The following is a 25,198-nucleotide window of genomic DNA, read 5'->3' as shown; positions in this document are numbered from 1 at the left end:
ATTGGTATCTAAAGGATTTATAACCAGTAATCGTTTTTGGCTTATTACTATACATAACCTTGATTATAAGCGTCAATGTTAATGAATTGTTTTAATAATACCTATAACAATATTGAAGTTATGAATGAAAATATTCGAATAATTAGCGAATAAATCTCAATAAATGCCTTTATAAGGGTTTTATTTGTTTTATAATACCTACTATTTTTTATTGGTTGAAATTCAAACAGGATATTTTATGCGTTCGATTTATTGTGGACAGTTAAAGGCTTCTCATATTAATCAAGAAGTAACATTATGCGGTTGGGTCAATAAACGCCGGGATTTAGGCGGTATGATTTTTATTGATATGCGCGATCGTGAAGGTATTGTACAAGTCTTTTTTGATCCAGATTACCAACAAGCATATCAACTAGCTGGTGAACTACGAAATGAATTTTGTATCCAAATTAAAGGTAAGGTAAGAGCAAGACCGGAAGGACAAATCAACAAGGATATGGCAACAGGTGAAGTTGAAATTCTTGCAACTGAACTCACGATTTTTAATCGTAGCGATGTTCTGCCTTTAGATTTTAACCAAAACAATAGCGAAGAGCAGCGTTTAAAATATCGTTATATTGACTTACGTCGTCCCGAAATGACGGCAATTTTTAAAACTCGCGCTAAAGTGACGGCATTTGTACGTTCGTTCATGAATGAGCATGGCTTTTTAGATATTGAAACACCAATGTTAACCAAAGCGACTCCGGAAGGAGCAAGAGACTATTTAGTACCAAGCCGAATTCATAAAGGTGAATTTTATGCACTGCCGCAATCACCACAGTTATTTAAACAATTACTGATGATGTCAGGCTTTGATCGTTATTATCAAATTGTGAAATGTTTCCGTGATGAGGATTTAAGAGCAGATCGTCAACCTGAATTTACCCAAATTGATGTTGAAACCTCGTTTATGACCGCAGAACAAGTACGCCAAGTGATGGAGCAAATGATTCGTGAACTTTGGTTGCATGTGAAAAACGTTGATTTAGGAACATTTCCTATCATGACCTTTGCTGAGGCAATGCGCCGTTTTGGTAGCGATAAGCCTGATTTACGCAATCCTTTAGAGATTATCGATGTTGCTGATTTGGTCAAAGAGGTTGATTTTAAAGTATTTTCAACACCAGCCAATGATGTAAATGGTCGTGTAGCCTTACTTTGTGTACCTAATGGTGCTCAATTAACCCGTAAACAACTTGATGAGTATACGCAATTTATTTCGGTTTATGGTGCTAAAGGCATGGCTTGGATTAAAGTTAACGAACGAAGTAAAGGGCTTGAAGGTGTACAAAGTCCAGTTGCCAAATTCTTCAGTGAATCGCAAATGGAAGCACTTCTTAATCGGGCTAATGCTAAAGACGGTGATATTTTACTATTTGGTGCTGATAGTTATAAAGTGGTCAGTGACGCATTAGGTGCGTTACGTCTGAGAGTCGGTAAAGATTTAGGCTTAACAGATGAAAATAAATGGGCGGTACTTTGGGTCATTGACTTTCCAATGTTTGAAAAAACAGAAGAGGGGCTTAGTGCTATGCATCATCCTTTCACTTCTCCGAAAGATTTTACACCTGATGAGCTTATTAAAAATCCTGAAAATGCGGTTGCTAATGCTTATGACATGGTTATCAATGGTTATGAAGTTGGAGGTGGATCAGTACGTATTCATCGATCTGAAATGCAACAAGCTGTCTTTTCAATTTTAGGTATTAACGAGCATGATCAGCGTGAAAAATTTGGTTTTTTACTTGATGCGCTAAAATATGGAACTCCACCACATGCCGGACTTGCTTTTGGTTTAGATAGATTAACGATGTTGCTAACAGGAACAGATAATATTCGAGATGTGATTGCATTCCCTAAAACGACAGCTGCCACCTGTTTATTAACTGACGCTCCAAGTCCAGCAAATCCAGTTGCTTTAACTGAACTCGGCATTGAAGTGAGTAAAAATTAACGGCTGTTTAATGCAAAGATATAAAAGACCAGAATCTGTATTAGTGGTGATCTATTGCCTCACAACAATGCGTTGTTTAATGTTGCAACGCATTGATGATCCTTGTTTTTGGCAATCGGTAACAGGTAGTATGGAAGATAACGAATTGCCCAATCAAACCGCGATTCGTGAAGTCTTTGAAGAAACGGGTATAGATATTATCAATCAAGGTCTAACTTTGATTGATACACAGCATACGGTTGAATTCGAGATTTTTCCGCAGTTTCAACACCGTTATGCTCCCGATGTTAAAATAAATAAAGAACATTGGTTTTATTTACCACTTTTAAATGAAATAACACCTGTACTTACCGAACATTTAGCGTATCAATGGTTAAGTTTCAGTGATGCGGTCAATCTTACCTTATCGCCTAACAATGGAGAGGCAATCAGTAAAATTGACCATTTAATTAAAATTAATTAGGAGGCAGAAAATGAAATTGAGTCAATGTGCTATTGTTCTATCAAGCTTATTGTGCTTTATTCCTAGCAGTTATGCTGATGTAAATATAAAAAAATGCCAATCCAATCAGAGTAGTTACATTTTTTTTAATGAGAATGATATGGAGATAGTTGAAAAACTAATCTCTCATCAATTACACGATCAACAAGAAAAACGAGAAAATAGTGTCATTAAAATTTTTACCAATGAAAATGCTGATGATAGAAATTACTGGATAGCTTCTTTTAAGTTAAATAATCAACCAGAACAATTTCTTTTCTATCAAGTCGATCAGAATAAAATAAGCGAAATCGATCAGAAACAGTATCATAACTTATTGCCAAAAATTATTGAGTGTAATCAGAATAAACAAGTACCAGTTTATAGTGAAAACTTTGATGCGGATTAATTATAGGTAATAGATTTAATCTTATCATTTCTTAAACTACTTTTAACGTTTTAGGTGATATAACAAGGTAATGGAGTAATAGTTGATGAAATTTTCTAATTTTCGTGATTTTTTAGATCACCTTGAGCAGCAAGGTGAATTAAAAAAAATCACCTATCCTGTTAATCCTTATCTTGAAATGACTGAAATTGCAGATAGGGTTTTACGAAGTGGGGGACCAGCTTTATTATTTGAAAATCCAATCGGTTATGATATGCCTGTGTTATGTAATCTATTTGGTAGTGCTAAGCGCGTAGCGATGGGTATGGGGAAAGACGATACATCGGCACTACGTGAAGTGGGTGAGCTATTAGCTTTTTTGCGTGAACCTGAGCCACCGAAAGGGATTAGGCAGTTTTTTAATGTATTACCAAAATATAAACAAGTACTGAATATGCCAGTTAAACACCGTTCATCTGCTCCTTGCCAAGAGCTAGTTTTTCAAGATGAGCAAGTTGATTTAACACAATTACCGATTATGCATTGTTGGCCTGAAGATATTGCACCATTGCTTTCATGGGGATTGACGATCACCAAAGGACCTTATAAAGATCGGCAAAATATAGGTATTTATCGCTTACAATTACTCGGCAAAAATAAGTTAATTATGCGTTGGTTATCCCACCGTGGAGGAGCGATTGATTTTGCCGAGTGGCAACAAGTTCATCCTAATGAAAAGTTCCCTGTTGCAGTTGCTATTGGTGCTGATCCGGCTACCATTTTAGCAGCGGTTACACCAGTACCAGATACGTTATCTGAATATGCTTTTGCTGGATTATTACGTGGTGAGCGGACAGAGGTTGTTAAAGCGTTATCAAATGATTTAGATGTGCCAGCAACGGCGGAGATTATTCTTGAAGGTTATATTGATCCGAGTGAAATTGCCACCGAAGGTCCTTATGGTGACCATACTGGTTATTATAATGAAGTTGAACAGTTTGCTGTATTTACCGTTACGCATTTAACGCGTCGCAAAGATGCCATTTATCATTCGACCTATACCGGTCGTCCACCCGATGAACCTGCGGTTATGGGATTAGCATTAAATGAGGTTTTTATACCGATTTTACAAAAACAGTTTCCCGAAATTGTCGATTTTTATCTACCACCAGAAGGTTGCTCTTATCGTATCGCGATTGTAACTATTAAAAAGCAATATCCCGGTCATGCTAAACGAGTGATGATGGGGGTTTGGTCTTATTTACGACAATTTATGTATACAAAATTTGTCATTGTATGTGATGATGATATTAATGCGCGTGATTGGAAAGATGTAATGTGGGCTATTTCAACTCGTATGGATCCACATCGTGATACAACATTTATTGATAACACGCCAATTGACTATTTGGATTTTGCTTCACCTGTTTCTGGACTCGGATCAAAAATGGGCTTAGATGCGACCAATAAATGGTCTGGAGAAACAACACGGGAGTGGGGTAAAATCATCAAAAAAGATCCTAAAATTATAGCCAGAGTGGATGAAATTTGGGATAAATTGGGTTTATAGTCATTTAGTAATAAAATCTATATAATAAGCTGCTTATCACTATATCAAAGTTTGATTAACTAGAATAATATATAAAAAATATCTTAACTATATTGATATTTAATGACTTTACAATGATTTAGTTTAAAACTGATAAATTTTTCAACTTAATCATTTTAATCTTTTTTCATAGTGATCTTTACGCTACACTAACTAAGTATTGATTTATAACGATTAGATCTAAAACGTTATGAAAATTTGTTAATTATTGTTGTTAAATAATAATTATTATTGGTTATAATTATTTGAAATAGTTATTTTATTTCAAAAATAATATTTATATTTGAGTCTTATTACACAATTAAACAAACCTGAGCTTTACAAACAAAAACTATTCCGTTTTGGCTCATTTATGTATAATTAATGCCAATGTAATGGTAAATAAAAAAATATGAAAAGAATTCAAATTCTATTGGTTTTCTTGCTAACTATTTCTTGGGCTGTAGTCGCTAGCGAAACTAAGACACAATCAGATGCAGAATTGGAAGTTAAAGATCCAAGCTCATTGATCCCTTCATTACGTATCTCTGCTGAAAAAGGTGATGCGAATGCTCAATACTCATTAGGTAGTATATATAAACAAGGGTTGGGTGTTGAAGTTAGTGATATAAGAGCCATATTTTGGTACAGAAAAGCGGCTGAACAAGGTTTAGCTAAAGCACAAAATAATTTAGCTTATATGTATCAAAATGGATTAGGGACAACACCAGACATATTAGAAGCCTTCAGATATTTTAAATTGGCTGCGGATCAGGATTACCCATTAGCACTCTATAATGTGGCATTAATGTATAAAAATGGCGAAGGAACCCAAAAAAATCCATTAATTGCTGTTAATTACTTTACTAGGGCTGGTGATTTAGGTGTTCTCGACGGTTATCTCAGTCTAGGTATCATGTATTATTTTGGTGATGGCGTTAAACAAGATCGTATGACGGCTGCTGATTGGTTTAGCAAAGCTGCTAAAAAGAATAATCCGGAAGCACAATATTATTTAGGGTTAATGTCTGAACAAGGTGATGGTCTGACAAAAGATTATGTTGCTGCTCACTATTTTTATACCCAATCAGCTGAACAAGGTTATGTGCTATCTATGTATAATTTAGGTATTATGTACGCAACAGGCACAGGAACTAAACAGGATAATGTCAAGGCTGCCCAATGGTTTACCAAAGCTGCCGAAGCAGGTAATGTTGATGCTCAATTTAATATCGGCGTTCTGTATGATGTAGGTGGTGGCGTACCTAAAAATACTAAAACAGCGGCTCAATGGTATCTAAAAGCGGCAGAACAAGGAAGTGTTGATGCGCAGTATAATTTGGGTGTGAAATATTTTGAAGGTGAAGGCGTCGAAAAAAATATAAATCGCGCAATTTATTGGTTTACTAAAGCAAGTGAACAAGGCGATGAAGATGCCAAAGAGTATTTAAATGAATTATTAAAATCTAAATAAAAAAGGGCATTTGCCCTTTTTTATTTTTACCCTTACCTTACTCACTTATCCTGAATTTCGCATACCTGCGGCAATTCCTGATATTGTGATCATCAATCCCTGTTCTACGGTGTTATTTTCATCATTATTACGTTGGCGTGAGCGATTTAATAATTCTGCTTGTAGTAAATTCAGTGGTTCAATATAGATATTACGTAAAGCAAATGATTCAGCAATCCAAGGTAAATCAGCCATTAAACTAATATCATCGGTAATGGTTAACACGGTATTAATATCTTCGGTCAATAAATTACGGAGTTCTTCACCTAAAGGCCACATAGCCGGATCAACCAATCGTTGTTCATAATACTCATGGATATTTGGGGCGGCTTTTGCATAGACCATTTCCAGCATGCCTAAGCGAGCATTAAAAAATGGCCATTTATGATACATCTCTTGAAGTAATTCCTTTTTACCTTTTTCAATCACTAATTTAAGAGCGGTACCCGCACCAAGCCAAGATGGAACCATTAATCGATTTTGTGTCCAAGCAAAAATCCAAGGGATCGCACGTAAGCTTTCAATACCGCCACCGGTTCGTCTTTTTTGTGGTCTGGAGCCGAGAGGTAATCGTCCTAATTCTGCTTCAGGTGTCACCGATCTAAAATAATCTACAAATTCATCTCGTTCACGTACATAACTACGATAACAACGGCATGAAACATCTGACATCTCATCCATAATATCGCGCCATGCTTGTTTAGGCTCTGGTGGTGGTAATAAGTTAGCCTGTAAAATTGCTGATGCGTAAAGCATTAAACTACTGAGTGCAACTTCTGGCAAACCAAGTTTGAAACGGATCATTTCGCCTTGTTCCGTGACACGAAGCCCACCTTTTAATGAGCCGGGTGGTTGTGATAGCAGTGCAGCATGAGCTGGCGCACCACCACGGCCAATTGAACCACCACGACCATGAAATAACACAAGATTAATGTCATATTTTTCAAATAAGTTTACCAATTGTTCTTGAGAACGGTATTGCGCCCAAGATGCAGCAAGGGTTCCTGCATCTTTCGCGGAATCAGAGTAACCAATCATTACCATTTGTTTACCTTGGATCTTCTCTCTATACCAAGGAATATCTAACAGTTTTTGCATAACACTTTTGGCATTATTTAAATCTTCAAGTGTTTCAAAAAGTGGAGCAACAGGTATATGCTTATGACAATCGACTATTTTCAATAACAAATAGACAGCTAAAATATCAGAAGGGGCTTTAGCCATGGAAATAACGTAGGAGGCAATAGATTCTTCTCCTGCTTTATTTATTACTCTGCAAGTATCAAAAACCTCTTTAACCATTTCGTCAGGTTGCCAATTATAAGGTAACAAAGGGCGATTAGATTGCAGTTCGCTTAATAAAAACGCTTGTTTCTTTTCTTCTGACCATTCTGCATAACTACCTAAATTCAGCTCTTTGGTTAATGCATCAAGTGCTTCGGTATGAACAGAACTATCCTGACGGATATCTAAGCGCACCAGTTGTAACCCAAAGCTTTTTATTCGACGTAATGTATCTAGCAAAGGGCCATGGGCAATAGTTGACATACCATTATCAATGAGTGATTCATAACAGGTATAAAGCGGAACCCATAATTGTTCATTTCTGACCAAAATATCAGCAGGAGGCAACACTTGTTCATTGTTAAGCAAAGAGACAATATAACTATGGGTTTTTACTAGCCGAGAACGCAGTTGTTTCATCACAGCACGATAAGGCTCTGAAGCTGATTTATTCTGATCATCTAACAGATCAAGTACTGATTGACTACATTCAGTCATCGAAAGCTCTCGAACCAATATTTGAATATCGGCTAGAAATAGTTCAATAGCTTTCAGCCTTGCTTGTAGCATAACCTTTCCGGTCACTTTTGCTGTCACATTAGGATTACCGTCGCGATCTCCTCCCATCCAAGAGGTAAATTTGACAGGAACATGTTCAACCGGTAACTGTTCATCAAAAGCATCAACTAACTGATCGTTAAATTCCCGTAAAAATAGCGGTACACCTTCCCATAAACTATCTTCTATCACAGAAAAGCCCCATTTGGCTTCATCAAGTGGTGTCGGGCGTTTTTTACGAATTTCATCGGTATACCATGCTTGGCAAACAAGTTGCCTCAATCGACGCATAATGCGATCAATTTCATAATCAGCAAGGTCATTATGGTCGAGTTGGGACAAGCAATTATTAATCGCTGTATAAGTATTAATCATCGTTCTACGATTGATTTCGGTTGGATGAGCAGTTAAAACTAGTTCAATCGATAAATCTTGAATCGCCTGATAGATAGTCTCTTTGGAAAAATTAAGATTTTTTAGGGTACTAAACAGTTCCTTCATTTTTTTAGGACTATTTGATGCCTCACCATGTGGTGAAATGCCATAATATTCTGCTGCGGTATTAACTAAATTTAAAAACTGATTAAATGCACGAGCAACATGTAATAAGTCATCATCATTGAGGTTTTCTATCAATTTTAATAACTCATTATGAGCTGCTTTATTGCCTTGTTGTGCTGATTTAGACAATTGCCTGACTTGTTCAACTAATTCAAATGTTTCATTACCTGTGGCACGTTTGATTGCATCACCAAGTAAAGTCCCCAACATATTGACGTTGCTTCGCATAGAGGAGTATTCAATATTCATTATGTTCTCTTTTTGTATTTAATTATATACCTAAGCCGTATTGAGCCATAAACAAGAAGAACTTCAAACGATAGATAAACAAGTAATTTTATTGCTTGTTTTTCAATTTGAGTATCTAACTGTTATGTGGTTTAAATATAAAAGGTGTTGATCTTGCCTTGAATATATACTTTATAACAATACCACATTGAATTTAAATCATAAAATTTTATACATTTAACTTTTTTAATTGTTTTAATTATATTTGAGATATGCAAAGAAGGGCTAAACCAACTGATTAATCTTTGACAGATTGATACAATTATTACTGTTAATGCTTGTTTTTCCTAAGAACAATAGCTAGTAAACTGTATCTTGCCATGATTTGGGTATATACTAACGCAATGATAAATGTAAATTAGGTTGTTTAATGAGCATTGTTTTTTATATCGCGTCGATTATTGCGATCTTCGCCAGTATAAAAGTGATTAGTTGCTTACGTGTTGATAAGGCTATTTTATATCTTGTCATATCGTTTTTTGCATCAGCCTTAATATTTATTCTGTTAAATACTTATTTTTCGGCTGTTTTGTATCTTATTTTATTCTTGGGAGCTACAGTAACGCTTTTTTTATTTGTATCAACTATCATTGGTATTCGGGTTGATAATGTCGAAACAAGTAAGCGTGGAATAAGTCCCAAAATTTGGTTAGGACCTTTAATTTTAGCCTTTATTTTATTAGTGATGCTAATTTATGGCGTAGTTAGTAGTGACTATGCTGAACTTAAAAATACGCATGACAATACGCATGAAATGTCTCTATATGCTTATATATTGATGGCAGAGTTAGCTTGTTTTTTATTATTGGGCGCGGTTATTATTGCTTACCATTTTATGAATCGCCTGTTATCGGAGAAATAATATGGTTCCACTTATGCATAGTCTTATTTTTGCCTCTACCTTATTTGTAATAGGTTTATTAGGCGTGATGATCCGTCGCAATCTCTTTTTTTTATTACTCAGTCTCATGGTTATGAATAATGGAGCGATTATCGCTTTGGTCGCGGCCAGTAGCTATTGGCAACAATCCGACGGACAAGTATTAGCTGTTTTAGCCATGGTTGCTGTATTAGCCCAAGCATGTGTTGGACTTGCTCTGCTAATGAAATTATTCTATCGTCGTAAAATCTTCAATATTGATTCTTTGAGTGAAATGAAAGGATGAACCTACTATATCTAACAGTTATTGTTCCATTGCTCTCGTTTTTGTTACTCGTATGCTTGGGACGACATATACGATCGATTAATGTCATAATTCTTGGTATTAGCACCATGTTAATTATAATGTTAATTACTATATTTGCCTGCATTGATTACAGCACAAATATGGTACCGGATATGATCTTAGTCTATACCCGACCTTTATGGAACTGGTTCTCTATAGGTAATTTTGTTGTACCTATTACTTTGGTATTAGATGGTCTATCACTCACATTTTTAGTGTTGATCGCTTTTTTTGGTTTATTAATCTATTTTTTTGCGGCTTGTTATTTAACTTCACGAAAAGATATCTATACCTTCTACGCCTATAGTAATTTACTTATTGCCAGCATATTAACCGTTATTTTAGTCGATAACTTATTTGTTATGCTAATTGGTTGGGAAGGGGTGAGTTTAAGCACTTACTTATTAATTGGAATTTACTATAAACAATTACGTAATAGTTATGCGGCCGTTAAAGCTTTCGTCATCATGCATCTAACGGATATCTTTTTCATTATTGGTATCTTTTTACTTTATCAGACTCTCGAAACATTAAATATTCGCGAAATACTCACTCAAGCACAGGAAAATCTAGCTATCGATTCTGAAATTATATTTTGGATCACTTTAATGCTATTTCTAGGTGCGATGAGTAAGTCTGCTCTCTTCCCTATGCACTCTTGGTTTACTGAAACGACCCTCGCACCGATGCCAGCAGTGGCATTAATGCAATCTTCAACAGTAATACTAGCTGGCGTCTATTTAGTATTAAGACTAAGTAATCTATTTATGATGTCGAGTGATATTCTGGTTGTAATGACATTTATTTCGTCGCTAACGGTACTATTTGCTAGTACTATTGCCTTAATACAACATGATATTAAACGAATTGTTACTTATATCAATTTAGCTCAAATCAGTTATCTATTTTTTGCCTTTTCCACCCAAAATTGGCGTCTATCGCTTAATTGTTTGATTAATTATTCTGTAACCAGTATTTTATTAATTTTGGCTTCCGCGATTTTAATTAAAAAGTGTTATGGTGAGCGAGATATAAACAAGTTAGGTGGTTTAATTAGAACTTTCCCGGTCTTATATAGTCTGTTTTTATTGATTATGTTGTCATTAAGCGCAATGCCTTGGATATCCGCTTCCTTCTATATCAAAGGGGATATTATTTGGGGATTGATGAATCAAGATAGCTTAGTTGCAGGTACCATTGGTTTACTTGGGATTTTACTGTCAAGTTTAAGTATTTGGCGTTTAATTTTTATGGTGTTTTATCATAAACAGAAGATCTATCACTTTGCTTCGACTAAATGGATAAGTTATTGTCCTTTATTTTTATTGATGATATTTACAACTGCACTGTTCATCTATTTCCCATTACCAACGCAAGGTATTATCCCCGTTATTAATATAGAAACTAACGGTCAGTTACCTTTACAATTATTATTAACCGCCGTAACCTTGCTTAGCTTCTTAATTGCTTATGTTTTGTATGCACATCCAAACAGTGAAGTGCAAGAGATATTAAATACGCCAATAGTTAAATATCTAGGGCGATTGTGTAATGGCGATTGGCATTTTGATTATTTATTAAATGTCGTATTTATTAAGCCTTATACCTACATAGCAAACCTGTTAAAAAAAGATCCTCTCACAACATGGGATAATTGGTTAATGAAGGGGATTAAAAGAATAAATTCATGTATCGTCGGTTTAGAAAATGGTCATCTAAGATGGTATATGGTATCGATTGTAATAGGTAGCATTATAATTCTGATGCTACTGGTTTTTATTTAATAAAGGTGTGACTTATTCATGTTATTATGGCTCGTATTCTTACCTGTAATTGGTGGCTTTATAGCTTGGTTATGCCATGTATTTATACAACGAATAGTAACCTCAATCCATATTCAAATAAGGTGGTATGAGTTACCGACTATTGTTGCTTTCGCAACTACTTTTATTACCTTAATAATGGCAATAAACTTATGGGCTGAAGCATTAACTGTTTTTCAACAAGGCGAAAATTGGATACAAGAAGTTAATCTTGAATGGATACCGCTGTTAGGTATTTGTTTTCATCTTGTGTTAGACGGTTTTTCGATGATTATGATTACCTCAGTACTCTTTATCGTACTGTTAACCATTGTTTATTCAACCAAAGAGAATTTTAATAATCTTGGTTTATACTACTTATGTATCTTATTTATGACATCGGCAGTGATGATGTTATTTGTCATAACCGATTTATTTCTATTCTTCTTCTTTTGGGAAGCGGTGGCGATTCCAATCTATTTCTTAATATCCTTATGGGGAAGGCGTGATACTAGTTCACAATTGAGTTTTAATGGCGCCAGCCGTTTTTTGATTTATACTCAAATTAGTAGCTTGTTGATGCTAATTTCGATTGTGTCATTAGCCCTGATAAATTGGAGTTTAACAGATAAATGGACATTTGATTATCAAATATTAACCAAAACCCCCATTTCCAGTTATGTAGAATTCCTATTAATGCTAGGTTTTTTAGCGGCTTTTATCGTACGTATACCATTTGTACCGTTTCATAGCTGGTTTATTCAAGCTCATATAGAGTCATCTACAACTGGCTCAATGATGATAAGTGGTTTATTACTCAATACGGCAACATATGGTTTATTACGAATTGCTATTCCGCTTTTCCCTAATGCATCAATAACAATCATGCCTGTCATATTAATTCTGGCGGTCATAACCGTTATCTATGCTGCATTAGTCGCATTTAACCAAACAGATATTAAAAAATTAATTGCTTATATACACATTGCTTTAATGGGATTTGTTACAGCAATTATTTATAGTAGTTCGGTGGTTGCTTATCAAGGGGTAGCTATTCAGATGATCGCAATTAACTTAGCGATCGTTGGAATGTTTGTGATTAGTGGATTATTAGTTGAGTGCTACTCTACACGCAATATCACCCAATTTACTGGGCTAAAAGAACAGATACGATATCTCTCCTCGTTTACACTATTTTTTATGTTGGCGGTATTAGGTATTCCAGGTACCGCTAACTTTGTTGGCAATTATATGATGTTATTTGGTAGTTATGAGTCATATTCCTACTATACTATTTTACTGGTTATTGGCTTACTACTACTTTCCATTTCATTAATCATTCGGATGCAACCGATTTTTTATGGTGTGACTAACAACCATGAATCGGTGGTAAAACATTCTCTTGCTAAAAAAGATATTTTATTATTAGTTAGCATATTAGGTGTGTTAATTTTTATTGGTTTATATCCTCAAAACGTATTAGATATGTCTTACTCTGTAATGAACCAAACCCAACAATACATCACTACCGAACGAGTTGGAGATCAATAACGTATGATTGCTTTATCGCCTTTATTTGTTCTAAGCTTTGCTATCATTGTATTGCTCTATTTCCTATTTATTTTAAAAATAGGTGCAAAATGGTGTGCAATTTTGACGGTATGCAGTTTAAGTTGTGCGTTACTGTTAGCGGTAATTATTGGTTATCAAATTTCGGTTAATTCTCAGATTATCACTGATATTAGTAGTGATAATATGCAAATATCAATTACTCAACCAACGCAACCCACTGAAGAAACGAGTGCATCATCTAATGAAGAAACCATCGCCATTGATGCTGTACCGACAGAAGCTACCAGTCAACCAGAAGCAAACACAAATGAAAACGTTGATAATAACACTGATGTTCAGAAAAATAATGAACCTCAAAAAGTAGAAGAGTCTTCAAACGATTGGGAAGCGAGTCATATCACCGCACTTTTCACCTGTGATGTATATGGATTACTTTATACCAGTTTGGTTTTAATTATTTCAATCATAGTAGCATGCTTAGCCTATAGCTGGTTCAAACACGATCAGCTCCGTCATGGTTTATTCTATGTGATCTTAATGTTTATGACATTAGGCGGTGTAACGCTAGTGTATGCTAGTCATTTAATAGCCTTTTTTATTGGTATCGAATTATTATCTATTCCATTTGTCGGTTTGATTGGTTATCAGTATATACAAACTCACTCACTGGAAGCTGCTATTAAATATATGATTTTATCTGCTGTTGCCAGTGCATTTTTATTATTGGGTATTGCCTTTTATTATGCAACGACAGGGGAGCTGACTTTCAGCGGTTTAAGCTATCAATTATCAACAATGAGTTATCCAAGTACACTGCTATTAATGGGGGTGTGCTTAATGTTAGTTGGTATCGGTTTTAAATTATCGTTGGTTCCTTTTCAACTTTGGCTTCCTGATGTCTATCAAGGTTCGCCAACAGTGGTTGCATTATTATTATCAACAGTGGGCAAAGTAGCTGTATTTTGTGCAATTGCTCGATTATTTTTATTAGCACCGATTGTCAATAATGAAACTATTCGCATTATCCTTGTGGTTATGGCTTTTTGTTCTATTTTATGGGGTAGTTTATTAGCACTTGTACAAAGTAATGTGAAAAGGTTATTGGCATACTCATCAATAGCTCATTTTGGCTATTTATTAATCGCTTTAATTGCTGTGCAGTATCAAGTATTAGCCTTAGAAACAATTGGTGTTTATATCATTGGTTATATTTTAGCAAATATCTGTGTTTTAGGTGTGATTAGCTTAGAATCGCATTCTGATGAACTGCAAGATCATGAAAATGAAATTGATTTATCCGGGTTATTTTGGCGACGACCTATTCTTGCCTTAGCCATGGGTATTGGCTTATTATCGCTAGCAGGAACACCTTTAACCGTTGGATTTATTGGACGGTTCTTACTTGTATTATTAGGTGTTACTGCAGAATTATGGTGGTTAATTGGCGCGGTGGTCATTGGTAGCGCTCTTGGCCTCTATTTTTATGCACGTTTAATTATTAATCTTTATATCAGACCGATAAGTCGTGAAGATCAACCACTAACTGACACCTTTATAAAACTAAAATGGCGAGATATAGGTATAAGTGAAGTATTTATTGTTCTTTCAGCATTAATCATTTTACTCTGTGGAATTTATCCTAAATGGTTATTTAGTTTAGTGAGTATGGCACAATACCTGACAACGTAATGATTATCTATCTGCCGACATTGTCGGCGGAAAATTCTGCACAATATGATTAAATAGATTTTGTTTTATACTGAAACGTATGTTTTTCCTGAAACATTTTAACAACAAATAGTTAATAATTGATTTATTTATTGTGCTATAATTCCGAACTTTAAAAAGTAAATTTGAATCAAGAGGACAAGTATGGACTTTTTTATCTCTAAAGCTTATGCAGAGGCAGGGCAAGCATCTGAAAGCAATCCTTATTTCTTACCAATTATGCTAGTAGTATTTGGCTTATTTTTCTATTTTATGATTATGCGCCCACAACAAAAACGCGCTAAAGCCCATCGTGAACTAATGGCAGCTATTTCTAAAGGTGATGAAGTATTAACTAACGGCGGACTTATTGGTCGCGTATCAAAAGTTAATGAAAATGGTTATATTGCGTTAGAGTTAAATGATACAACAGAAGTGGTAATTAAACGTGACTTTATCGCATCAGTTTTACCAAAAGGAACAATGAAATCTCTATAATAAGATTTTACATCTATTATAATTCATTGTATTAATTATCTAATTCCACAAGAGAATATGTCGTGTTAAATCGCTATCCTTTGTGGAAGTACATTATGTTGGTCGTCGTCATTTGCGCCGGCCTACTTTATGCGCTTCCAAACATTTATGGTGAAGATCCTGCTATACAAATTTCAGGTTCAACGAATGCTAAAATTGATGTAACCACACAAGATAAGATCACAAAACTACTGACAGATAATCAGATTGAACCCAAGTCGGTAATATTTGAAAATAAATCGATTTTAATTCGTGTTGGTGATAACGATACCCAACTTAAAGCAAAAGAACTCATTTCCAAAGAGTTAGGTGAAGATTATATCGTCGCTTTAAACTTAGCACCTGCAACTCCAGAATGGCTTACAATGCTTGGTGCTGAACCAATGAAGTTAGGGTTAGATTTACGTGGTGGTGTTCACTTTTTAATGGAAGTGGATATGACAACTGCATTAGCCAAACTTACAGAACAATCTATTGAAAATCTAAAAGTTGAGTTTAGTAACAGTAAATTAAATTATAAAACACTCAACAAAGATAATAATCAAAAAATTGTAATGCAATTTGATAATACTGAAGATCGTAATAAAGCGATCACTAAGATTAACAGTTTACAAGATTTCACCGTTGCCTCTCAAAGCGAAAACAATATAGTGCTTAATATCAGTGAGCAACGTCTACAGCAAGCTAAAAATGATGCTGTACAGCAAAATACCACGATTTTACGTAATCGTGTAAATCAGTTAGGTGTGGCTGAACCGATAGTCCAACGTCAAGGTTCAGATCGTATAGTGGTCGAATTACCGGGTATTCAAGATACAGCGCTAGCTAAACGTATTTTAGGCGCAACAGCAACACTTGAGTTCAGACAAGTAAATGAAGACAATGCTTCGAATGTCCCAGCTATTATCAACGGTGACATGCGTGTCCCTTATGGGTCTGAAATTAAATATACAGCAGACGGACGTCCTGTTTTACTCTATAAACGTGTTGTATTAACAGGAGATCATATTACTGACTCTTCGTTCAGAGTAAATGAGTATAGCCAACCAGAAGTATCCATTAATCTAGATAGTGCTGGTGGTAAAATCATGCTCAACTTTACCCAGAAAAATCTACATAAAGCAATGGCAACATTATTTGTTGAGTATAAAGATACTGGGAAACGTGACGAGAATGACAAACCTATTTTGGAAAAACAAGAACAAGTTATCAATGTAGCAACAATACAAGGTATTTTTAGCGATCGTTTTCAGGTAACAGGTATAAGTAATATAGATGAAGCAAAAAACTTGTCTCTATTATTACGAGCAGGGGCTTTAATTGCACCAATTCAAATTATTGAAGAACGAACAGTAGGACCGTCAATGGGACAAGAAAACATCACTCAAGGTCTTGAGTCTTGCCTGTGGGGATTAATGATTTCTGTCATCTTTATGTTGTTGGTATATCGCTTATTCGGTGTTTTTGCTAGCCTTGCTTTAGTTGCTAACTTGATTCTTATTGTTGGTGCAATGTCCTTATTACCGGGGGCGACATTAAGTATGCCGGGAATTGCAGGTATCGTACTTACGGTAGGTATGGCAGTTGATGCCAACGTACTGATAAATGAACGCATAAAAGAAGAGCTAAGTAATGGTCGAGGTGTGCAACACGCTATTAATGAAGGTTACGCAGGGGCATGGAGTAGTATATTTGATGCTAATTTAACCACATTAATTACCGCTATTATTTTATATGCTGTCGGTACAGGCTCAATAAAAGGCTTTGCGATTACGCTAGGGATTGGTATTGTAACCTCCATGTTTACATCAATTGTGGGTACAAGAGCGTTAGCCAACCTGATTTATGGCGGTCGTCGCGTTAATAAATTATCAATTTAGAGGTTTATTGTGATTACTAATAAGAAAGAAAATCATGATGTTAGAGAATTAAATCATGGTCGCAGAGTCCTCGACTTTTTAAAATTTGGTTTTGTCGCCTTTGTTATTTCAATGTTATTGGTTGTGGCATCATTTGTGGTGATGTTTACCAAAGGATTTAATTTAGGCCAAGATTTCACTGGTGGTACAACCATTGAATTGACAGTAACAAAATCGATAAATCTTGATGATCTGCGTGAAAGTTTACGTCAGGCAGGTTATCACGAACCGATTGTTCAATATTATGGTAGCAGTAAAGATATCATTATCCGCTTAGCGACCGACAAACAAGAAGATGGCACAGTATCAACAACTATCGATAATAATTTAGGATCTAAAATTTCGAATCTAATACATAAAGATATTGATGCTAATGCACAAATAAAACGTATCGAATTTGTTGGACCAACAGTTGGAGCAGAACTTGCACAAGACGGTATTTTAGCGATTTGTGCAGCACTCGTTTGTATCTTAATCTACATAGCCTTTCGTTTTGAATGGCGATTTGGTACGGGTGCGGTTGTTGCATTAGCGCATGACGTAGTTATCACTGCGGGTTATTTATCACTCTTTGATAGAGAGTTAGATCTAACGATTATTGCAGCAATGTTATCTATTATAGGTTATTCTCTTAATGACACAATTGTGGTATTTGACCGTATTCGTGAAAATTTCAGAAAAATTCGCCGAGCATCACCTTACGACGTGATTAACATCTCGCTAACTCAAACACTACACCGAACATTAATGACTTCAGGAACAACGCTTGCCGTAGTCATTATCCTGTATATTTTTGGTGGTAGCATGTTGAAAGGCTTCTCAGAAACATTAGGTGTTGGGATATTACTTGGTACAATCTCTTCTATCTATGTAGCTGCATACATGTCACTTAAATTAGGTGTCAAACGTGAACACTTCATGCCACCAAAAATTGAAGCAGAAGGGGCGGATCAACCCTCAATACTGCGTTAATTATTAAAACTCTGCCACCTACTGGCAGAGTTCACTTTGATTGTATTTTAGGCAAGTAATATCAAATAGATTGACACTTATTGTCTAGTTGCATATTATTAGCCACAGTTTTATCCCATTTAATTGGGGCCATAGCTCAGCTGGGAGAGCGCAACGCTGGCAGCGTTGAGGTCAGGGGTTCGATCCCCCTTGGCTCCACCAATTCACTATTCCGTAAGATTCTTTTAAACCCACTAAAGCACACTAAATCCTGTAATATCAAGCTTTAAAGGCTATTTTAGTATTCCGTAAGCATCCAGCCAAGGAAAATGAATCTTTTGAAACTCACGCCCCGAATTTTGCTAAATGGCTAAAAAGAGTATCAGGTAATCAAGATAAAGCTAAAAATATCCTTGCTTCGCTATATATGATATTAGCCAATCGGCATGACTGGCAATTGTTCCTAGAAGTTACAGGCGCAGGCGGTAGCGGTAAAAGTGTTTTTGCTGAAATCGCGACCATGTTATCTGGTAAAAGTAATACCGTAATAGGCACAATGGACTCTTTAGAAAAGGCAAGAGATAGAGCCTTAATCGTGGGGTATTCATTGGTTATATTACCCGACCAACCGCGCTACATGGGCAGTGGTGCAGGTTTAAAAGCAATTACTGGAGGTGATGAAGTCGCAATAGACCCAAAACACAAGCAACCCTATTCCTGTAAAATCCCTGCCGTGGTATTGGTAATAAATAACGAAGCAATGCGATTTAACGAGCGTAACGGCGGTATATCTCGGCGCAGAGTAATCTTTCACTTTGGCGAGGTTATCCCTGAAAAAGAGCGAGATTTAAATTTGGTCAGCAAAATAGAGCAAGAACTCCCCTCTATTGTCAGATTACTATTAAATGAGTTTACTAACCCTACAGAAGCGAAAGAAAGACTACACAAGCAACAACAGTCAGAGGAAGCAACCGCAATTAAACGCGAATCTGACCACCTAGTCGATTTTTGTAGTTATCTTGATGCCCTTGATTATCCTAATGGGATGTTAATTGGCAATTTAGGCATAATACCATTTAACCCTAAGAAATATTTATATCATGCTTATATTGAGTATGTCCGAAATACAGGGTTAAACAATCCATTATCACTAACTCAGTTCGGGATATCGATAAATTATGCATTGAAAGAAAACGGTAAAAACTATGTCCGTAAACGAGGGAACAAGGGAATAAAGACTAATTTAGAACTTAATATAAACAATTGCCAAAATTGGTTACCAAAAGCTGAAGATCAAACATAAAAAATGAAATCATAAAAGCGCTTGCTAGGGTGATGACATAAAATTTATGTTAATAAACTATCATCGGGTTGAACGACCCGAATTACCTTTACTTCATTTTTAATGGCAGTAATGTTTTTTTATAAGCTAATACAATAATTATCAATTACTCTTTACACTATTGAGTTAGTTTTCCCCGATGCTGTTTATCTCTTTCTTTAATACTTTTAGTAAAACCATTCGTACTTTCATTAACTCCAATATTAATTGGATAAAAATCATCAATGTTATTTAATATTTTCAGGAAGTAATTTCGCTTTCTTCGTAAAATAATATTCTCCGTTTGGAATAGTGATCAAATCCCAAATTAAATTTTTTTCTTGCAGTCTAATAATAGCTACACCATTTTACCACCAAAAGTACTATCAAAATGAACTTCGATTTCATTATTGATTAATTTAGATACAAAAGGTATAGGGCAATCTATTTTATTGCCATAATTAACTATAGAACATAATTCCCCCTCTACTTTATTGTTAGTGTCAATTTTTAATTGTATTGAGAAAATACTATAAGGGATTTCATTTTTTTCTAAATGAACTTCTTCTGTCCAAGTTTGCTTAATAGCTGAAGCACAAGCGTAATCAAAATGCAATAAAAAAAGCAAAACAAAAAATATATATCGCATAAACTAATCCTCAATTTTCACCTTTAAACAATCATCTACTCTATTTAACCAGCCATTTAGAAATACATAGTTTTTTGTATGAGTTCCATCCTCTTTAAGAGCTAAATTAGTATAATATTCTCGTCTAATTACGGTAATACGTGTTAATAATCTATCTTGATCAGAAATAGAAGTTATCATGTCTTAATACAATTTTTGAAATTCTATGAAATTTTATAGAACAACAATCTATTTCCTTTTCTGTAAAAATAGAAATACCTACATGCGACGTCAGTCGATATATTGGGAAATTTAGGTGTATCGGTATTATTAGGATTTAAATCCTATTGGTTCTCTGTTAAAAAATGCTTTATTTTATTATTTATTCTGAAGTGGCAAGATCTTTTATATTTATTTTATGAAAACCCAAACATTCATTAAATTTTTTTTCTAAATTTTTGTCATAAATAACTTTTATTGGGTTTAATTCATCATATGTAATATTTTCCATGCTTTTTCGGTTATAGTTGTATTTCACCCAACCTAATACAGCCAACATCCCTCTATATTTATTTTTTTCAGTATCAGAGTCATAGACTTTGAAAAAAATTGAATCATCATTGACTGAAATATCATATAAATCGATTTTCAAATTTTTTCTTATTGTTACTTCCGGAAGAAAATCACTAGTTTTAATTATTTCTTCAAAAATAGATACACAATCGATCGGTTTGGCATTTACATTACATGTTACACTTAAAATTATCAAAATTTGTAAAACAAATATCATTGTAACTTTAATTTTTTTTTGCATTTTCTTCCTTTATTTTATTAATAATTCTTGGAATAATTTTATCTAATTTACTAATAGGACTTTGCTTAAAAATATAGAGTAATGCCAACATAGTTTCAGTACAATCACCTACGTCTAATATAGCAGCCAGTTTCTTTGATACTTCACCCACTGAAGCTTTATCTTCTATTGTATTAAACCCTGACCAATGTCAAGGGGTGACACGTTTAATATGTTCTTGGGCATTTGCTGTGGCAAATCCAAAAATCACATTATTTCAATTAATAAATTAATTTAGTATTTGTTAACCAATTTATCTACTAACTCAAATTTACCTGATTGAGTATTAATTTTATATTTATTCCAGCTATCAGCCGTTATTGATTCTAAGTCATAAGTGAAATCTAATGTCCATAAATAATAATCATTTAAATAATATAATTTTTCTGTAGCTAAAACATTACTTGGATCATTTATATATTCATAACATATTACAGAATCTACTTTCACTTTATTTTTATAAGATATTAATTCTATTTTTAGAAAAAATTGATTTTGGTTTTTCTCTTTTTTTAATTTTAACTCTATATCATTTTTTAGTTTTGAAATGGTTATTTCATCATTAGTCAGTCCATTAAATTGAAGATAATAATCTTTTTTTATCTTATTAACTGTACATAAGTCAGAATTATCGTGACAAGTATTATTTATAGATAACATAAACTCTTTACTCGATAACAATTTTTCCCCATGTAAACTATCATTTATTAAAATAACTTTGTCTTGCGCACTTACAATTTTATTATTGAATACTGCGAATATTGTAATTAACAAAATAATAGGTATATAAATTAAATTTCTCATGTTTTTATTACCTTTATAAGAGATTCATCAAAGCCTGAATGTAAATGAGAATCATGAAGAGTTCCTTTGCTTTCTTGTATAGCATTATCAAATTTTTTCTTATGTTTTCCTGTTATCTGTTTATTAAAATTAAATTTATGCATTGCATTAATAAATTTTTGTTCATCAGCATCATTTAAATAAAGGGTATCTATACTTTTTCCATTTATATGTTCTACACTAGGAAAATAAGAAGCATAAACGAAGCAACTACCAGTTGTAACTATTTTTAAACCTGTTTCTGCTAATGCGCCTATAAATCCAGTTAATGCTCCTGGACATGTGTATTTTCTTTCCGAATTATAAAAATTGTATTTAATCTTGATACCATTATAAGTGTAATTCAATTCATCAGGCATTCTAACAAGTTGAATATTATCTATTTTAGCTTTATATAATACCCAGAATGTATTCCCATTGTTTGAACCATACTCAGCAATATCACCATTTTTATATCGTATTCTTCTAGTAGTTTGTCCTTCAGATATATTTACATCAGAAATAATACTTTCTTTTGTAGATAATACTGTTGATTTTTTACCAATTTTCTTTTCGTTGGTTTCATGCCAATCTACTATACAAACTTCATGTTCATTATCATCTTTATCATGATAAATATATTTATATTTTTTCTCGAATCCAATTGTTATTCTTTGAGGGATATGTTTTTCGATTTCACCGTCATGGTAAATATGGTAAGTAACAATATTCAAAACAGTAAAGTATTCAATCATCGCCACAGGATGAATAATATTTAATCAATTTACATTATTATTTTCATCATAAGTCACTTCTTGATAAGTTACTTTGCTGATGGTAGGCTGTCTGTAAGCTACAAAATGATTTTCACTCACAAAAAATAGGGTATTTTGCATATAAATTGCTTGATTACCATTTAATAAAAATTTTGAAAATGGTGTTTTTTCAATATGATGGATAGTTACATATTCCAATTCTTTACTTATGTCAATATCGTAACTTTTAAAGTTAATTACATGTTGTTGATATAAATCATTATTATTAAAAAATTTTTTCGAATTAATTTTACCAAATGTAACAGGAAAAGACTGTTGGTAATCAATACACAAGTTTTTCTCATTAGGCTTAAATGTTAAGATTGAACTTTCAAATTCATCATAGTCCAAACCATTAGTAAAACGTAAATAGTCATTACCTTGGTTACTCGTTAGCAAAAGGCTTTTTTTAGAATGTATATTATTGTCTTTAGATGCAAATTCTTTATAACAATTTGATGCTACGGGTATTTCCTTGAATTTTCCATCTTTAGTAATTTGATAATGTTGTATTTCGATTGTTTCATCAGCAAAACGTTGTTGACGCTCAATCAGGTAATTTTCATCAATATTATAATAAATAAATCCTTTAGCAAGATCGTCTGTTTCAGGATTTTTTCGAGTTAATCCATTAGGATTTTTTAAAAGAATTTTATCAAGTAAATCATAACTATTAGAAAATAAATAGAGATAAGTTATTATCTCCCCATTTTCTTGAATCCCTTCAATTAAAATTGGTCTAATTTTATTATGAATGATTGGAAGTTTTATACCAGAAATATTAGTTATATAATCATGTCGTTGTGCAATTAAATTATTATTGTTGGATAATTCTAAATAATTAATAAAATTTCGAGGAATGTTATGGGTATAAAACTCATTTTCGTTAACCACTGAATAATAAAAAAGATTATAATTATTATCTTTAACATAATTCCCTGTAATTCTGGAGTTATATGGTAATTTTAAAGATGGAAAGAGCTTACTTATTTCTTTAAAAGAATTTTTACCAGATGGGCTTAAAAAGGATAAAGCTATTTCTTGATTAATAAAAATTAGCTGATCATTTAAGTAAATTACTTTTCGTTCAGGCAATAATAGCTTCGAGAAATTACTATCTATTGAAGAATCAAATTGTAAATAATGTATTTCACCTTTTGGTAAAGGGAAATTCTTAATAAAATCAGATTGTAATAAATTCTCAGGTACTAATTGAGATATATTTGTAACTTTTCCTGTTTTTATAGGGTACATATTATCATTTATAAAGAAAATATTATCTTTGAACTTAATACTTAGATTATTTAGATAATCTAAGTTATTTGGGTTTATAATATGATGATTTTCAAAATATTTGTCTAAAATCCAGTATGTTTGGTCTATATTTTCCCCTTTAGCATAAACATAAGAGTTAAAGATAAAAATTAAACAAACTAATTGCTTTAACCAGTGATTTTTTTTTAATCTTATCATTTATATACCCTCACTTTTCCCATTTTCTTTCAATACTTCATTTTAAAGTTTAAAATTAATATATAATCGTTCACTGTAATAAATTATTTAGCAATTTAATTTTTAGTTACTTAATTTTTCTAATTTATTGAAAAGATAAGCGTAAACTGCTTATCTTTTCAATTTAACAAAAAGTCCATTTTCATTAATAATATAGTTTGTCTGATTTAATAAAATTGTTGGTTTTTTTTGTCCATCATATGGAGACTCAAATTTTTTTATTGTTACACGGTAATTTTTATCAATAAGATACTTGTTCCAAATACCGCCATCTTCCAATTCAACATTTTCACCTAATTCCAAACGATCAATAAAATCAAAATTATTGGAAAGACTAACTAAAGATAATTGAGGTGAACCAGAAAAGGAATATGAAAATAATAATAACAAATTTATTTTTTTGTACTCTTTCAATTTGATTGCTTGAAGATAATCATCCTTAACTATACCCTTGAAAAAAAAGTTAAATTCATCAGGTATAGGAAAAAAACCATCATTTTCTTCTGGAGGCCAATAACGGTCAGCTAATGGAAGATTAATAGTATTTAATTCATTATATATATTTGCTAGCTCTTTTCGTATTTTCTGTTTGATTTTAAATGTTAGGATTAATTCATTGTTAATGAATAAGAAAAGATAATCAGAATTAAACACTAATGATTGCGTTAAATTATATTGAGTTGGAGATGTTTCAAAAACAAAATATTGATTTTCTCGCTGATGCTCAGTTAGATTTAAACGTTTTAATTCTTTTTGTAATAAATTTCGAATATCTGGGGCTAAGCTATCATTTGTCGGTTTTATATTAATAAAATATTTTTCATTAAATATTAATTGATGTTGGTTAGTTCTAATCAATAATTCATTAAACAATTC

The 25,198-nt window shown here is 33.3% G+C and carries 23 protein-coding genes and 1 tRNA gene; 15 read left to right on the top strand and 9 right to left on the bottom strand.

The window, feature by feature from the left end:
- Nucleotides 1–238: 238 nt before the first annotated feature.
- From aspS to A9G11_RS11860, 5 genes are all read left to right on the top strand, one after another.
- Nucleotides 239–1,996, top strand: coding sequence for an aspartate--tRNA ligase (gene aspS / locus A9G11_RS11880; protein WP_065619820.1), 1,758 nt, complete (start codon nucleotides 239–241; stop codon nucleotides 1,994–1,996).
- A 10-nt stretch (nucleotides 1,997–2,006) separates the two neighbouring features.
- Nucleotides 2,007–2,459 (top strand): dihydroneopterin triphosphate diphosphatase, encoded by a 453-nt coding sequence (nudB, locus tag A9G11_RS11875; RefSeq protein ID WP_081298560.1) that lies wholly within the window; start codon nucleotides 2,007–2,009, stop codon nucleotides 2,457–2,459.
- Between the two features lie 10 nt (nucleotides 2,460–2,469).
- Nucleotides 2,470–2,886: a hypothetical protein gene (locus A9G11_RS11870; protein WP_065619818.1), complete on the top strand. Its 417-nt coding sequence runs from the start codon at nucleotides 2,470–2,472 to the stop codon at nucleotides 2,884–2,886.
- A gap of 85 nt (nucleotides 2,887–2,971) precedes the next feature.
- Nucleotides 2,972–4,435 carry a 4-hydroxy-3-polyprenylbenzoate decarboxylase gene (gene ubiD / locus A9G11_RS11865; protein ID WP_065619817.1) on the top strand — a complete coding sequence of 488 codons (1,464 nt, stop codon included), beginning with the start codon at nucleotides 2,972–2,974 and terminating at the stop codon, nucleotides 4,433–4,435.
- A 430-nt stretch (nucleotides 4,436–4,865) separates the two neighbouring features.
- Nucleotides 4,866–5,927: an SEL1-like repeat protein gene (locus tag A9G11_RS11860; RefSeq protein ID WP_065619816.1), complete on the top strand. Its 1,062-nt coding sequence runs from the start codon at nucleotides 4,866–4,868 to the stop codon at nucleotides 5,925–5,927.
- A 45-nt stretch (nucleotides 5,928–5,972) separates the two neighbouring features.
- Here the strand turns inward: A9G11_RS11860 and ppc are convergent, their stop codons facing one another.
- Nucleotides 5,973–8,618, bottom strand: a complete 2,646-nt coding sequence (gene ppc / locus A9G11_RS11855) for a phosphoenolpyruvate carboxylase (protein WP_065619815.1) — start codon at nucleotides 8,616–8,618, stop codon at nucleotides 5,973–5,975.
- A gap of 409 nt (nucleotides 8,619–9,027) precedes the next feature.
- Between ppc and A9G11_RS11850 the strand changes: the two genes are divergently transcribed.
- The 10 genes from A9G11_RS11850 to A9G11_RS11805 all read left to right on the top strand — a co-directional run bounded on the left by A9G11_RS11850 (nucleotide 9,028) and on the right by A9G11_RS11805 (nucleotide 19,674).
- Complete coding sequence (locus tag A9G11_RS11850; protein ID WP_065619814.1) at nucleotides 9,028–9,519, top strand: NADH-quinone oxidoreductase subunit J; 492 nt, start codon at nucleotides 9,028–9,030, stop codon at nucleotides 9,517–9,519.
- 1 nt (nucleotide 9,520) lies between these two features.
- Nucleotides 9,521–9,823, top strand: coding sequence for an NADH-quinone oxidoreductase subunit NuoK (gene nuoK, locus A9G11_RS11845; protein ID WP_065619813.1), 303 nt, complete (start codon nucleotides 9,521–9,523; stop codon nucleotides 9,821–9,823).
- Nucleotides 9,824–9,930: 107 nt separating this feature from the next.
- Nucleotides 9,931–11,667, top strand: coding sequence for an NADH-quinone oxidoreductase subunit 5 family protein (locus A9G11_RS11840; protein WP_065619812.1), 1,737 nt, complete (start codon nucleotides 9,931–9,933; stop codon nucleotides 11,665–11,667).
- Between the two features lie 18 nt (nucleotides 11,668–11,685).
- On the top strand, nucleotides 11,686–13,236 hold the full coding sequence (locus A9G11_RS11835) for a complex I subunit 4 family protein (protein ID WP_065619811.1): 1,551 nt from the start codon (nucleotides 11,686–11,688) through the stop codon (nucleotides 13,234–13,236).
- Between the two features lie 3 nt (nucleotides 13,237–13,239).
- Nucleotides 13,240–14,946 carry an NADH-quinone oxidoreductase subunit N gene (locus A9G11_RS11830; protein ID WP_065619810.1) on the top strand — a complete coding sequence of 569 codons (1,707 nt, stop codon included), beginning with the start codon at nucleotides 13,240–13,242 and terminating at the stop codon, nucleotides 14,944–14,946.
- 183 nt (nucleotides 14,947–15,129) lie between these two features.
- Nucleotides 15,130–15,462: a preprotein translocase subunit YajC gene (yajC, locus tag A9G11_RS11825; protein WP_065619809.1), complete on the top strand. Its 333-nt coding sequence runs from the start codon at nucleotides 15,130–15,132 to the stop codon at nucleotides 15,460–15,462.
- A gap of 62 nt (nucleotides 15,463–15,524) precedes the next feature.
- A complete protein-coding gene (gene secD, locus A9G11_RS11820) occupies nucleotides 15,525–17,381 on the top strand; it encodes a protein translocase subunit SecD (RefSeq protein WP_081298558.1) in 1,857 nt (618 codons plus the stop codon).
- Nucleotides 17,382–17,393: 12 nt separating this feature from the next.
- Nucleotides 17,394–18,392, top strand: coding sequence for a protein translocase subunit SecF (gene secF / locus A9G11_RS11815; protein ID WP_065619834.1), 999 nt, complete (start codon nucleotides 17,394–17,396; stop codon nucleotides 18,390–18,392).
- A 125-nt stretch (nucleotides 18,393–18,517) separates the two neighbouring features.
- Nucleotides 18,518–18,593, top strand: a tRNA-Ala gene (locus A9G11_RS11810).
- A gap of 205 nt (nucleotides 18,594–18,798) precedes the next feature.
- Nucleotides 18,799–19,674, top strand: coding sequence for a DNA primase family protein (locus A9G11_RS11805; protein ID WP_065619807.1), 876 nt, complete (start codon nucleotides 18,799–18,801; stop codon nucleotides 19,672–19,674).
- A 376-nt stretch (nucleotides 19,675–20,050) separates the two neighbouring features.
- Here the strand turns inward: A9G11_RS11805 and A9G11_RS11800 are convergent, their stop codons facing one another.
- The 8 genes from A9G11_RS11800 to A9G11_RS14490 form a co-directional block, all read right to left on the bottom strand.
- The gene (locus A9G11_RS11800; RefSeq protein ID WP_065619806.1) at nucleotides 20,051–20,341 is read right to left on the bottom strand and encodes a hypothetical protein; all 291 of its coding nucleotides are present in this window, start codon (nucleotides 20,339–20,341) and stop codon (nucleotides 20,051–20,053) included.
- A gap of 3 nt (nucleotides 20,342–20,344) precedes the next feature.
- Nucleotides 20,345–20,521 carry a putative peptidoglycan-binding domain-containing protein gene (locus A9G11_RS14830; protein ID WP_081298556.1) on the bottom strand — a complete coding sequence of 59 codons (177 nt, stop codon included), beginning with the start codon at nucleotides 20,519–20,521 and terminating at the stop codon, nucleotides 20,345–20,347.
- Between the two features lie 181 nt (nucleotides 20,522–20,702).
- Nucleotides 20,703–21,134, bottom strand: coding sequence for a hypothetical protein (locus A9G11_RS11795; RefSeq protein ID WP_065619805.1), 432 nt, complete (start codon nucleotides 21,132–21,134; stop codon nucleotides 20,703–20,705).
- Nucleotides 21,118–21,285, bottom strand: coding sequence for a hypothetical protein (locus A9G11_RS14495; protein WP_176701271.1), 168 nt, complete (start codon nucleotides 21,283–21,285; stop codon nucleotides 21,118–21,120). The genes A9G11_RS11795 and A9G11_RS14495 overlap by 17 nt, the downstream gene beginning before the upstream one ends.
- A 122-nt stretch (nucleotides 21,286–21,407) precedes the next feature.
- The gene (locus A9G11_RS11790) at nucleotides 21,408–21,977 is read right to left on the bottom strand and encodes a hypothetical protein (RefSeq protein WP_065619804.1); all 570 of its coding nucleotides are present in this window, start codon (nucleotides 21,975–21,977) and stop codon (nucleotides 21,408–21,410) included.
- Complete coding sequence (locus A9G11_RS11785) at nucleotides 21,974–22,750, bottom strand: hypothetical protein (protein WP_065619803.1); 777 nt, start codon at nucleotides 22,748–22,750, stop codon at nucleotides 21,974–21,976. Before A9G11_RS11785 ends, A9G11_RS11790 begins: the two co-directional genes overlap by 4 nt.
- A gap of 24 nt (nucleotides 22,751–22,774) precedes the next feature.
- A complete protein-coding gene (locus tag A9G11_RS11780; RefSeq protein ID WP_065619802.1) occupies nucleotides 22,775–24,283 on the bottom strand; it encodes a hypothetical protein in 1,509 nt (502 codons plus the stop codon).
- A 150-nt stretch (nucleotides 24,284–24,433) separates the two neighbouring features.
- Nucleotides 24,434–25,198, bottom strand: a 765-nt coding sequence (locus A9G11_RS14490; protein ID WP_176701270.1) for a hypothetical protein, incomplete at its 5' end; no start/stop codon positions are given.

Origin of the sequence: Gilliamella sp. wkB108 (assembly GCF_001690195.1) — a bacterium.
Lineage (GTDB): Bacteria > Pseudomonadota > Gammaproteobacteria > Enterobacterales > Orbaceae > Gilliamella > Gilliamella apicola_L.
Note: the sequence above shows the minus strand (reverse complement) of the source record. Positions and strands in the feature narration are given on the sequence as shown.

Bases quoted from the DNA above. Each gene is read 5' to 3' on its own strand.
- A9G11_RS11835 (WP_065619811.1), top strand. From the start codon at position 11,686: ATGTTATTATGGCTCGTATTCTTACCTGTAATTGGTGGCTTTATAGCT.
- A9G11_RS14830 (WP_081298556.1), bottom strand. From the start codon at position 20,521: ATGATAACTTCTATTTCTGATCAAGATAGATTATTAACACGTATTACC.
- aspS (WP_065619820.1), top strand. From the start codon at position 239: ATGCGTTCGATTTATTGTGGACAGTTAAAGGCTTCTCATATTAATCAA.
- nudB (WP_081298560.1), top strand. From the start codon at position 2,007: ATGCAAAGATATAAAAGACCAGAATCTGTATTAGTGGTGATCTATTGC.
- A9G11_RS11780 (WP_065619802.1), bottom strand. From the start codon at position 24,283: ATGATAAGATTAAAAAAAAATCACTGGTTAAAGCAATTAGTTTGTTTA.
- nuoK (WP_065619813.1), top strand. From the start codon at position 9,521: ATGGTTCCACTTATGCATAGTCTTATTTTTGCCTCTACCTTATTTGTA.
- A9G11_RS11790 (WP_065619804.1), bottom strand. From the start codon at position 21,977: ATGAGAAATTTAATTTATATACCTATTATTTTGTTAATTACAATATTC.
- A9G11_RS11860 (WP_065619816.1), top strand. From the start codon at position 4,866: ATGAAAAGAATTCAAATTCTATTGGTTTTCTTGCTAACTATTTCTTGG.
- ppc (WP_065619815.1), bottom strand. From the start codon at position 8,618: ATGAATATTGAATACTCCTCTATGCGAAGCAACGTCAATATGTTGGGG.
- A9G11_RS11850 (WP_065619814.1), top strand. From the start codon at position 9,028: ATGAGCATTGTTTTTTATATCGCGTCGATTATTGCGATCTTCGCCAGT.
- yajC (WP_065619809.1), top strand. From the start codon at position 15,130: ATGGACTTTTTTATCTCTAAAGCTTATGCAGAGGCAGGGCAAGCATCT.
- ubiD (WP_065619817.1), top strand. From the start codon at position 2,972: ATGAAATTTTCTAATTTTCGTGATTTTTTAGATCACCTTGAGCAGCAA.
- A9G11_RS11840 (WP_065619812.1), top strand. From the start codon at position 9,931: ATGTTAATTATAATGTTAATTACTATATTTGCCTGCATTGATTACAGC.
- A9G11_RS11785 (WP_065619803.1), bottom strand. From the start codon at position 22,750: ATGATTGAATACTTTACTGTTTTGAATATTGTTACTTACCATATTTAC.
- A9G11_RS11795 (WP_065619805.1), bottom strand. From the start codon at position 21,134: ATGCAAAAAAAAATTAAAGTTACAATGATATTTGTTTTACAAATTTTG.
- A9G11_RS11805 (WP_065619807.1), top strand. From the start codon at position 18,799: ATGATATTAGCCAATCGGCATGACTGGCAATTGTTCCTAGAAGTTACA.
- A9G11_RS11830 (WP_065619810.1), top strand. From the start codon at position 13,240: ATGATTGCTTTATCGCCTTTATTTGTTCTAAGCTTTGCTATCATTGTA.
- A9G11_RS11800 (WP_065619806.1), bottom strand. From the start codon at position 20,341: ATGCGATATATATTTTTTGTTTTGCTTTTTTTATTGCATTTTGATTAC.
- A9G11_RS11870 (WP_065619818.1), top strand. From the start codon at position 2,470: ATGAAATTGAGTCAATGTGCTATTGTTCTATCAAGCTTATTGTGCTTT.